The following is an 11,966-nucleotide window of genomic DNA, read 5'->3' as shown; positions in this document are numbered from 1 at the left end:
TCTCATAATAAAGCGTTTTCACAAATTTGTCAAATATTTTTTTGGACAAATAAATGGTCAATTTTTCATTTTTAGCAGGAAATATAAGGGTATGGGGAGAATTAAAAAATAGGTGGTGAAAAGTGGGGGGATGTGGTACATTTGAAATAGAAAGTGGGGTTATTGGGAATGTTCATGGGCGAGTACCATCATAACGTCGATAATAAGGGACGTTTAATTGTTCCGGCAAAATTCCGCGAACATCTCGGAGAAATGTTTATCTTAACCCGCGGATTGGACCAATGTTTATTTGGTTACCCCTTATCTGAATGGAAGCTGATAGAAGAAAAATTAAAAGGGCTTCCGCTCACCAAAAAAGACGCCCGCGCATTTACCCGATTTTTCTTTTCAGGCGCCACTGAATGTGAACTTGATAAACAAGGAAGGATCAATATTCCATCCCCGCTGATTCAATACGCAAAATTAGAAAAAGAATGTATTATCTTAGGAGTTTCCAATCGAATCGAAATATGGAGCAAACAAATATGGGAAGAATATTTTAATGACTCGGAAGAATCTTTTGCTGAAATTGCAGAAAATATGATTGGATTCGATATATAAAAAGTAATATTATATTAATATAATTTTCTGCAAGTTCGATTGGAAAGGTGGAAATAATTTGTTTGAACATAAAACAGTGCTCTTGGAGGAAGCTGTTGGGGGGCTTGCGATAAAACCGGACGGAGTATATGTCGATTGTACTCTTGGAGGAGCCGGGCACAGCGAGCTGATTTTGAAACAGCTGACCGGAAAAGGAAAGCTGTTTGCTTTCGACCAGGATGAAACAGCTATAGCCCATGCAAAAGTTAAACTGGCTCCATATGGAGAGAAAATAACGATTATTAAAAGCAATTTCCTTTACATTGAAGCGGAATTGTCCAAATTCGGCATCGACAAAGTCGATGGTGTTTTATACGATCTCGGTGTTTCCTCGCCACAATTGGACAACCCTGAACGGGGATTTAGCTACCATCATAATGCCCCGCTTGATATGCGGATGGATAAAGATGCGGATCTTTCTGCATTTGATATTATAAATCATTGGCCTTACGAGGATTTAGTAAGAATTTTCTTTCAATACGGCGAAGAGAAGTTTTCCAAGCAAATTGCAAGAAAAATAGAGATTGCAAGGGCCGAAAAGGCCATTAAAACTACTGGAGAACTAGTTGACATAATCAAGGATGCCATACCTGCTCCTGCCAGAAGAAAAGGCGGTCATCCTGCTAAAAGAATTTTCCAGGCAGTGCGAATAGCAGTAAATGATGAACTTGGTGTTTTCGAAAAATCTTTGCAAAAGTCGATAAACCTTTTAAAAAAGGGCGGCCGAATCTGTGTCATTACATTCCATTCACTTGAGGACCGAATATGTAAAACGGTATTTAAAAATGCAAGTGAGGCCCCGAATTTACCTCCGGGTTTGCCGATGATTCCGGAAGAATTCAAACCAAAAATGAAGCTAATTACGCGCAAACCAATTGTGCCGAGTGAACGGGAATTAGTGCAAAACAGCAGGGCAAGATCGGCAAAATTACGGGTAGCGGAAAAATTATGAAAATAAATAAATGAAAAGACAGGAGGAGAAAAAATGGGCAATTTAGCAAGAAAGTTGCAGCTGGAACAACAGCAACTCAAAAGCCAATCACCTAAAAAAGTGAAAGTGAAAGTGAAAAAAACGCGGATTTCGCCCGGAGAGATTATTTTAGGAACCGTTTTTACAGCATTCGTCTGTTTCGGAGCAGTGCAAATCGTTTCCAATCAAGCGGCTATATATGAAATAAATAAAGACATACAAATTGCCGAAAAAAATATTCAAGAACAAAAGAAATTGAACAGCGACTTAGAGATGCAAGTAAGCGAATTAAGTACTTACGAGCGGATTTGGGAAAAGGCGAAGGAACTCGGCTTACAATTGAATGAAAATAATGTTAAGGTAGTGCAAGACTAATGGAAAAGAAACAACCCAATATGAATCTTGGAGCAGCGGTATTATTTATAATATTCAGCCTGCTCTTTTTTGTCTTGCTAATCAGGTTTGTTTCCATTCAAATCACCGGCGAAGTCGCTGGGCAGAATCTTGCGGCAAAGGCTCATCAGAAGTACATGAAAAAAAATACGATCGATGCCACGAGAGGAACGATTTATGACCGAAAGGGGGAAGTCGTGGCTGAGGACACGATTTCATATACCCTTGTAGCGATACTTGATAAGTCAATGAAGCCCCATTATGTATCAAATCCAAAGATGACAGCCCGGAAATTAGCAAAATATATTGATTTAAGCAAGGACGAAATATACGAAAGGTTGACTGTAAAGGATAAATTCCAGGTTGAATTCGGAAAAGCCGGCCGTGATTTATCGCATCAAACAAAAAAGAAAATTGAAGCATTAAAATTGCCGGGAATTACATTCAGAAGGGAACTGAAGCGTTTTTACCCGAACGGCGTCTTTGCTTCGCATCTTGTCGGCTTTGTAGAAAAAATAGAAGATAAGAACGGCCATGCAAAATCGGCAGGGGTGTTAGGGATTGAAAAAACATTGAATTCCGAGCTTACAGGAAAAGCAGGCTCAGTACAATTTGAAAGCGACTATTGGGGTTATTTGCTTCCTGATGAGAAGGAAAAAATTATACCTGCTGTAAACGGAGATAACGTCTATTTAACAATTGATAAGAAGATCCAAACTTTTCTCGAAGATGCCATGAACAAAGTTGAGAAAGAATACAATCCGGCAAAAATTATTGCAGTAGTTGCTGACCCAAAAACAGGGGAAATTTTAGCGATGGGACAACGGCCGACATTTCATCCGAAAACGCGGGAGGGACTTGAAAAAAGCTGGTACAATGAAGTCATTGAAAATGCATTTGAACCAGGTTCGACAATGAAGATTTTTACACTGGCCGCTGCGGTCGAAGAAAATGTATTTGGTCCAAATGAATGGTACGAGTCAGGAAGTTACCGAGTAACGAAAAATTCGCCTGTCATTCGAGACCATAACGGAAGCGGATGGGGACCTATTACGTATTTAGAAGGAATACAGCGTTCCTCGAATGTTGCCGTGGCTAAAATAGTAAATGAAAAACTAGGCTTTGAAAAATTTCGAGAATACTTGACCAAATTCGGCTTTGAAAAACCGACGGGAATTGAATTGCCAAATGAAGTTACCGGAAAAATTAAATACGAGTGGCCGATCGAAAAAATTACGACTGCCTATGGCCAAGGAACGACAGTTACTCCGATCCAGCTAATTCAGGCAGCCATTGCCGTTGCCAACGATGGAAAAATGTTGAAACCGCATGTTATTGATAAAATCGTCGATTCACAAACCGGTGAAGTAATAAGTGAAACAAAGCCGGAAATTACCGGCACCCCTATTTCAAAAGAGACAGCGAAAAAAGTAAGGGATATTCTTGGAACGGTCGTCACTTCACCGAAAGGTACCGGCTATAACCGCTACAACATTGAAGGCTATGAGGTCGCCGGGAAAACTGGAACCGCCAATATACCTGGACCAAACGGAAATTATTTGAACGGTAATAATGATTATCTTTTTTCCTTTTTGGGCATGGCGCCAAAGGATGATCCGGAACTCATCATGTATGTAGCGGTTCAGCAGCCGGTAGTCGAAAGCTATTTTGACGGGGCGAAACCTGTTTCGAAAATTTTTAACACAGTAATGAAAAGCAGTTTGCAATATTTGAATATTAAGCCCGCGAAGCAAAAAAATGCAGTTGCTACCCCTGTTCCTGATGTAACAGGTGCATCTGTAGAAAAAGCAACGGAAACCTTGCAAAACAAAGGATTTGATATTGTCTTAACAGGGAAGGGAAAAACGATAGAGGCGCAATTACCGTCGGAAAACTCAACGATGCTTGAAGGCGAAAAAATTATTCTTAAGACAGAAGGAGATGTAACTGTTCCGGATATGACCGGCTGGTCGAGAAGAGATGTTATGAAATTTGCAAAAATAGGCGGACTCCAGTTGAACCTGACTGGCAGCGGTTATGTCACTAAACAGAAACCGAACCCTGGAGTTTCTTTAAAAAAAGGAGAATACTTAATTGCGAATTTAGAAACCCCGGATAAGCAGTTTAATAATATGATTCAACAGCAAAATAATGATGAACACGGTGTTGAAGAAGTGCGAGATTGAAGAATGAATATCCGGCGTTTTCAGATTGTTCTAATCTAAAATGTACAAGCATATAAATGAACGAGCCGTTTAAGTGGTACAAAGGAGGTTCGTTCATAGATGCGTGTATCGAACGTGACCGTCAGGAAAAGGCTGACGATAGCATTAATAGCGGGAATATTTATATTTTTTATTATCGATCTTCGGTTAGGCTATGTTCAATTTTTTCTCGGTAATATGCTGACTGACCGAGCTAAAGATTCATGGAGCAGAAATATCCCGTTTGAACCGGAGCGCGGAGAGATTATGGATCGAAATGGTGTCCTTTTAGCGACGAATGTTAGTGCACCGACTGTTTATGCAGTTCCGAGGCAAATCGAGAATCCTGCTGAAACGGCGGAAAAGCTGGCGGAAGTTTTAAATATGCCAAAAGAAAAAGCATATAAGCTGATTACGAAAACTGCTTCCTCTGTCCGGATTCCCGAAGGACGCAAAATTTCCCATGAGAAAGCAAAAGAAATCCGTGCTCTCGGTTTAAAAGGCATTTATATCGGGGAGGACTCGAAACGCCATTACCCTTTTGGAAGCTATTTGTCACACGTTCTTGGATTTGCAGGTGCTGATAACCAGGGGCTAATGGGGCTGGAACTATATTATGATAAGGAATTAAAAGGAAAAAAAGGATCAGTTAAGTTTTATGCGGATGCAAAGGGCAAGCGCATGAATGATATGGCAGACGACTACGAGCCGCCAATTGAAGGACTTGATTTAAAACTGACAATTGATACAAAGATCCAGACAATTGTTGAAAGAGAATTAGACATTGCCCAAGCAAAATATAATCCTGATGGAATTATTGCCATTGCAATGAACCCAAATACAGGTGAAATTTTAGCTATGGCCTCGAGGCCAGATTTTGACCCGGCAAACTACAAGAATGTAGCACCTGAAATTTATAATAGGAATTTGCCGGTATGGAGCACATACGAACCGGGTTCAACATTTAAAATTATTACACTTGCGGCGGCCCTTGAAGAAGGAAAAGTAGACTTAGAAAAAGAACATTTTCACGACCCCGGATTTGTGAAAGTGGGCGGAGCCAGGCTTCGCTGTTGGAAAAGAGGAGGACATGGTTCACAGACGTTCCTTGAGGTTGTACAAAATTCATGTAACCCAGGTTTCGTAGAACTAGGACAAAGGCTTGGAAAAGAAAAACTATTTTCATATATTAAAAAATTTGGATTTGGTGAAAAGACTGGCATAGATCTTCAAGGAGAAGGAACGGGAATACTTTTTGACCTCGATAAAGTCGGACCGGTCGAACAAGCAACAACTGCTTTTGGCCAAGGGGTATCTGTAACACCCATTCAGCAAGTAGCTGCAATTTCTGCTGCTATCAACGGCGGCACTTTATATACTCCATATGTTGCAAAAGAATTGATCGATCCAAGAACTGGGAAAGTTGTAATGAAAAATTCTCCTGTTGCAAAACGAAAAGTTATTTCCGAGGAAACTTCAAAGAAGATGCGTTACGCATTAGAAAGCGTTGTTGCCCAAGGAACGGGCGGAAAAGCGTTTGTTGATGGATATCGGGTCGGCGGAAAAACCGGAACCGCGCAAAAAGCAGTGAATGGAAGATACCTTGAAAATAATCATATCGTTTCTTTTATCGGTTTTGCCCCGGCAGATGCCCCCGAGCTCGTTGTTTATGTCGGCGTAGATAATCCGAAAGGCACCGTACAATTTGGAGGGGTTGTGTCCGCGCCGATTGTAGGGAGCATTATGGGCGACAGTTTAAGAGCTATGGGAGTTAAGCCGCGTAAAGATCAGCTTGACAAAAAAATGACATATACCGACCCACGTATGATAGAAGTTCCGGATTTAGTCGGTTTATCAAAAAAGGAACTTCGTGAAGTCTTCTTAAATTTCAAAATTGACGCCAGCGGTGAAGGGGATATTGTCGTAAAGCAAACACCGCAGCCGGGAGTAAAATTAAAAGAAGGATCAACTATCAGGCTATATTTCGGGAATAAATAAACGACTGGATGAATGATATGAGAAGGGCGGCAATCGAGGAAATCGCCGCCCCGTTTCCATTTTGCTTTTTCCGGAATGTTGAAGAAATAGGTTTGTTTTTCCGTTTATAAAAATGATCTGCAAAAATGGCTTAATTCTTTCTTTTCATGTAAAATAATAACCGCCGTATAAAGTAAGTTTCGAATTAAAAATGACGGATAAGTAATGTAAGATGTTATGATCTTTGGTTTCTTGAGAGGAATGAGAAAAATGAAATTACATACATTGCTAAAATTTCTGCACCCTCTTGTACCTTATAAGGGGGATAATCCCGAAATTACTGCGATTCATAATGATAATCGCTTAGTTGAACCGGGGAGCCTGTTTATTTGTATTAAAGGTCATACAGTTGACGGACATGATTTTGCTCAGTCAGCTGTTGAGAAAGGAGCTGCAGCCATTCTCGCTGAAAGAAAGCTGCAACTTGATGTACCCGTCATCGTCGTAAATGATACATACCGGGCAATGGCCGTGCTAGCTGACGCATTTTACGGCCAGCCAAGCCGTAAACTGCATTTGGTTGGAATTACCGGAACGAACGGTAAGACGACAACGAGTCATTTAATTGAAAAAATCTTTTCCGATGCCGGGCAAAAAACCGGTTTAATCGGAACGATATATACAAAAATCGGCAACCAAACATTCGAAACGAAAAATACAACCCCTGAAAGCCTGAGGTTACAAAAAACATTTAAGCAAATGATCGACAGCGGTGTTGAAACGGCTGTGATGGAAGTATCTTCACATGCGTTGGTTTATGGTCGGGTGCACGGGTGTGATTACAATGTAGCGGTTTTTACAAACCTCACACAAGATCACCTTGATTATCATAAAACAATGGATGAGTACCGCAGAGCAAAAAGTCTTCTATTCTCTCAGCTCGGAAATACTTTTAGTCATGACAAGCCAAAATTTGCTGTTTTGAATGCAGATGATCCTGCTTCCAGGGAGTATATCCAATCAACTGCTGCTCATGTTGTCACATACGGGATTGATCAGCCTGCAGATATTAAAGCGGCTAATTTGAAGATTGCAGCGAACGGAACGGTTTTTGATTTAATCACACCGCACGGAGTCGAAAAGATTTCGATGAAGCTGATCGGAAAATTCAGCGTCTATAATGTGTTGGCAAGTATTGGCGCATGTCTTGTTTCCGGCATTTCCCTTAAGCAAATGATTAAATCGATCGAAGAAGTGGAAGGAGTGCCGGGCCGTTTCGAATTAGTAAATGAAGGACAGGATTTTGCGGTTATTGTTGATTATGCCCATACCCCGGACAGCCTTGAAAATGTGTTAAAAACTATTAAGCAATTTGCTGAGCGAAATATTTATGTCGTTGTTGGCTGCGGGGGTGACAGAGACCGTACGAAGCGCCCTTTAATGGCTAAAATTGCTTGCCAATATGCAACACATCCGATATTCACTTCGGATAATCCGAGAAATGAAGACCCGCTTCAAATCATCCGTGACATGGAAGAAGGAGTAAAAGGTAAACAGTACAAGCCAATTGTTGACCGAAAAGAAGCTATCTACTATGCGATAAACAATGCTCAAAAAGGGGATGTCATTCTGATTGCCGGAAAAGGCCATGAAACGTATCAGCAAATTGGAAGCGAAGTGTTTGATTTTGATGATCGGGTTGTCGCGAAAGAGGCGATTGAGAGACGATAAAACTTATTTAGAACCGATAAAGATTTTAAAGAGGTTTTTGGGAAGACCAAAGAAAAATCAGCCCTTTTCAATTTTTTTTAAATGATAAAACGAAAGGTATAAGACAATGATGCAAAGCTATGTTAAAAAATTAACTTTAGAAATAATTGTTTTCAAAAATGTGACAAACTTTCTTTTTCAAGACATAAAATTTCTTAATGAAAAGAGTTTTACATATGATTTTGCTATGAAAGCTGAAAGAATAAAATCAAATTTTGGACACGGGCTCTAATTAGGAGGGAATAAAGTGCTGGAGCAAGTTATTTTTTTCACAATATTAATGGCTTTTTTAATTACAGTGGTCCTGTCTCCCATTTTTATTCCTTTCTTAAGAAGGTTGAAATTTGGACAAAGCATCCGAGAAGAAGGTCCGAAGTCTCATCAAAAAAAATCAGGAACTCCGACAATGGGAGGCATTATGATACTCCTGTCTGTCGCAGCAACAACGATTATTATGACAGGAAAATTCTCAGAACCGACAATTAAAACATATTTGCTGCTGTTCGTAACACTTGGATTTGGTCTGCTCGGCTTTTTGGATGATTTTATAAAAGTGGCGATGAAGCGAAACTTAGGGTTAACATCAAAGCAAAAGCTTTTTGGCCAGATCATTATTTCTGCCGTTTTTTATTTTGTTTTAAAAACAAACGAATTTTCAACAGAAATACGTATTCCATTGACTGACTATTCGATTGATCTTGGCTGGCTGTATGCATTTTTTATTATCTTTTGGCTAGTCGGTTTTTCGAATGCTGTCAATTTGACAGATGGTTTAGACGGACTTGTTTCCGGGACGGCCGCTATTGCTTTTGGGGCATTTGCTGTGTTAGCGTGGAACCAGTCCCAGTTTGAAGTCGCAATATTTTCCGTCGCTGTAGTTGGAGCAGTTCTTGGTTTTCTAGTATTTAATGCCCATCCTGCGAAAGTGTTTATGGGAGATACAGGATCACTTGCCCTCGGGGGAGCAATTGCTGCGATCGCTATTTTGACAAAATTGGAAATTTTGTTAATTATAATTGGCGGTGTTTTTGTAATCGAAACATTATCGGTTATTCTACAAGTGATTTCTTTTAAAACAACAGGTAAAAGGATATTCAAAATGAGTCCGCTCCATCATCATTATGAGTTATCAGGTTGGTCAGAGTGGCGCGTAGTTGTAACATTTTGGACGGTGGGCCTGCTTTTTGCCGTTCTTGGAATTTATTTAGAGGTGTGGTTGTAATTGAAGTATATTAATCGATATTATCATAAAAAAATACTTGTTTTAGGATTAGCAAAGAGCGGAGTAAGTGCGGCATCGCTCCTGCATAAATTAGGGGCATTTGTTACTGTCAATGACAAAAAGCCGCTGTCTGAAAACCCTGAAGCTCAAGGATTATTGGAACAGGGAATAAAAGTAATTTGCGGTGATCATCCGATTGAGCTTTTGGATGAAGGCTTTGAGTTGATCGTAAAAAATCCCGGAATCCCTTACTTTAATCCGATGATCAAGGGAGCGGTTGAAAAAGGAATTCCTGTTATTACTGAGGTGGAGCTCGCATATCAAATATCTGAAGCGCCATTAATAGGAATTACCGGAACGAATGGAAAGACAACGACAACAACGCTTATCTATGAAATGCTGAAAGCGGGAAACAAATATCCATTGATTGCAGGAAACATCGGAACGGTAGCTTCCGATGTGGCTCAAGAAGCCGGGAGCAACAATACGATTGTGATTGAGTTGTCATCATTTCAATTAATGGGAATTGATGCTTTTAAGCCGAAAATCGCGATTCTTACCAATATTTATGATGCCCATCTTGATTATCATGGAACAAAAGAAGAGTATATTAATGCGAAAGCGATGATAACCAAAAATCAAACGGAAAATGACTATTTTATTTATAATTCCGAACAGGATATCGTCGCTCGGATTGCAAAGAAATCACGTGCGAAAACTATTCCGTTTTCTACCGTACAAGTATTAAACGAAGGCATTTATGTAAAAGATGGAGCTGTTTTCTTTAATGGGGAACGGATCTTTCATACTAATGATATCGCGCTTCCTGGCGAGCATAATTTAGAAAATATTCTTTCAGCCATCGCCGCCGCAAAATTATCAGGCGTTGATAACGAAGCGATTTTTCGTGTGTTAAGCACTTTTACAGGTGTAAAGCACCGCCTGCAATTTGTTTGCGAACTAAATGGAAGAAAGTTTTATAACGATTCGAAGGCAACAAATATTCTGGCAACAACTAAAGCACTTGCCGCTTTTGAAAATCCAGTCATCCTTTTAGCAGGAGGATTGGATCGGGGGAATGAATTTTATGAGCTTGTTCCTTCATTAAAAAATGTGAAAGCACTTATAACATTTGGACAGACTGCAGAAAAATTGGAGCGGGCAGGAAGTTTGGCTGGAATAAAAACCATTCTTCGTGTCGATAATGTGGAAAGCGCCGTACTACAAGCTTACCAGCATTCGGAACAGGGAGATGTGATTCTGCTTTCTCCGGCCTGTGCCAGCTGGGATCAATATAAAACTTTTGAAGTAAGGGGAGACATTTTTATCGAAGCGGTGCATAAGCTTAAGTAAGGGCTTGTCTTTGAAATAAATTGGGCCAAAACCTCTTGTTTCAGCTCATTTCGGGACAGATAGTTATTGCCCTAAAACTTGCAGTCGAGGTGTTTTGCATTGCCAACAAAAAAAACTACTCCCGATATGATATTAATGATCGTAACTTTTACACTGCTGGCAGTCGGGCTTATTATGGTTTACAGTGCGAGCGCCGTATGGGCAGAATATAAATTTGATGATTCATTCTTTTTTGCAAAAAGGCAAATGCTCTTTGCGGGCATCGGTGTTGTTGCGATGTTTTTTATTATGAATGTTGATTATTGGACATGGAAAACTTGGGCTAAAGCCCTCCTTTTGATTTGCTTTGTTCTGTTGCTGCTCGTATTAATTCCGGGGATTGGAAATGAACGGAACGGTTCGCGGAGCTGGATAGGAGTTGGAGCATTTTCGATCCAGCCTTCAGAATTTATGAAGCTGGCGATGATTGCTTTTTTAGCAAAATTTCTATCAGAGCGGCAAAAGATGATAACTTCTTTTAAGAATGGACTAGTTCCCTCATTGTCGCTTGTATTCTCAGCATTTGCGCTTATTATGCTCCAGCCCGATCTTGGAACGGGAACAGTTATGGTCGGAACGTGCTTGGTTATGATATTCATTTCCGGAGCAAGAATCAGCCATTTTATTGGATTGGGATTTATCGGGGTGGCAGGCTTTGTCGGCTTAGTCCTATCTGCGCCGTACCGGATTAAAAGGATCACATCGTTTCTTGATCCATGGCAGGACCCGCTTGGCACCGGATTTCAGATCATTCAATCGCTCTTAGCAATTGGTCCAGGAGGTTTGTTTGGACTTGGTCTTGGGCAGAGCAGGCAGAAGTTTTTTTATTTGCCGGAACCGCAAACAGATTTTATTTTTGCCATCCTCGCAGAGGAGCTTGGTTTTATTGGAGGGTCCTTTGTACTGCTTCTGTTTGCCCTTTTGCTATGGAGAGGAATTCGAATTGCGTTGGGAGCCCCTGATTTATATGGCAGCTTTCTTGCGGTCGGCATCATTGCGATGATAGCTATTCAAGTAATGATCAATATTGGTGTGGTAACCGGTTTAATGCCTGTAACGGGGATTACCCTTCCATTTTTAAGCTATGGAGGTTCTTCATTAACATTAATGCTTATGGCAATTGGAGTTCTCTTAAACATAAGCAGATATGCTAGATATTAAAAAGACAGTTTTTTCTAACATACCCTGCATTGCAGGGTTTCTTTTTGTCGTAATTTATTTAATAAAAGCATAGGTAATAACATCAAAATTAAATCCTGTTTTCATCAATGTTAAAATTAGATGACAATCTTTTTTTATTCTTCTTTTAAAAGTTTACGATATAGTAGAATAGGATAGAGCAACTGAATGCTTGTTTTCAACATCCAAGATTTTTCTTTACGAATGAGAAAAGGGTTCT

General features: G+C 40.1%; 9 protein-coding genes. All 9 read left to right on the top strand.

Annotated features, from left to right (window positions below; genetic code table 11):
* Positions 1 to 168: 168 nt before the first annotated feature.
* The 9 genes from mraZ to spoVE all read left to right on the top strand — a co-directional run bounded on the left by mraZ (position 169) and on the right by spoVE (position 11,728).
* On the top strand, positions 169 to 600 hold the full coding sequence (mraZ, locus tag PB1_RS01530; protein ID WP_003350318.1) for a division/cell wall cluster transcriptional repressor MraZ: 432 nt from the start codon (positions 169 to 171) through the stop codon (positions 598 to 600).
* Positions 601 to 658: 58 nt separating this feature from the next.
* Positions 659 to 1,591, top strand: coding sequence for a 16S rRNA (cytosine(1402)-N(4))-methyltransferase RsmH (rsmH, locus tag PB1_RS01525; protein WP_003350317.1), 933 nt, complete (start codon positions 659 to 661; stop codon positions 1,589 to 1,591).
* Positions 1,592 to 1,624: 33 nt separating this feature from the next.
* The gene (gene ftsL / locus PB1_RS01520; RefSeq protein ID WP_003350316.1) at positions 1,625 to 1,984 is read left to right on the top strand and encodes a cell division protein FtsL; all 360 of its coding nucleotides are present in this window, start codon (positions 1,625 to 1,627) and stop codon (positions 1,982 to 1,984) included.
* A complete protein-coding gene (locus PB1_RS01515; protein WP_003350315.1) occupies positions 1,984 to 4,188 on the top strand; it encodes a penicillin-binding protein in 2,205 nt (734 codons plus the stop codon). Before ftsL ends, PB1_RS01515 begins: the two co-directional genes overlap by 1 nt.
* 99 nt (positions 4,189 to 4,287) lie before the next feature.
* The gene (locus PB1_RS01510) at positions 4,288 to 6,204 is read left to right on the top strand and encodes a stage V sporulation protein D (protein WP_003350314.1); all 1,917 of its coding nucleotides are present in this window, start codon (positions 4,288 to 4,290) and stop codon (positions 6,202 to 6,204) included.
* A gap of 249 nt (positions 6,205 to 6,453) precedes the next feature.
* Entirely contained in the window at positions 6,454 to 7,914 is a 1,461-nt protein-coding gene (locus PB1_RS01505) for a UDP-N-acetylmuramoyl-L-alanyl-D-glutamate--2,6-diaminopimelate ligase (RefSeq protein ID WP_003350313.1), read from the top strand.
* Positions 7,915 to 8,200: 286 nt separating this feature from the next.
* The gene (gene mraY, locus PB1_RS01500; protein ID WP_003350311.1) at positions 8,201 to 9,175 is read left to right on the top strand and encodes a phospho-N-acetylmuramoyl-pentapeptide-transferase; all 975 of its coding nucleotides are present in this window, start codon (positions 8,201 to 8,203) and stop codon (positions 9,173 to 9,175) included.
* Positions 9,176 to 10,528, top strand: a complete 1,353-nt coding sequence (gene murD, locus PB1_RS01495; RefSeq protein WP_003350310.1) for a UDP-N-acetylmuramoyl-L-alanine--D-glutamate ligase — start codon at positions 9,176 to 9,178, stop codon at positions 10,526 to 10,528.
* 99 nt (positions 10,529 to 10,627) lie between these two features.
* Positions 10,628 to 11,728, top strand: a complete 1,101-nt coding sequence (gene spoVE, locus PB1_RS01490; RefSeq protein ID WP_003350308.1) for a stage V sporulation protein E — start codon at positions 10,628 to 10,630, stop codon at positions 11,726 to 11,728.
* Positions 11,729 to 11,966 lie beyond the last annotated feature (238 nt).

The organism is Bacillus methanolicus PB1, from assembly GCF_000262755.1.
GTDB classification, from domain to species: Bacteria; Bacillota; Bacilli; order Bacillales; family Cytobacillaceae; genus Bacillus_Z; species Bacillus_Z methanolicus.
This window is presented reverse-complemented; position numbering and strand designations above follow the sequence as displayed.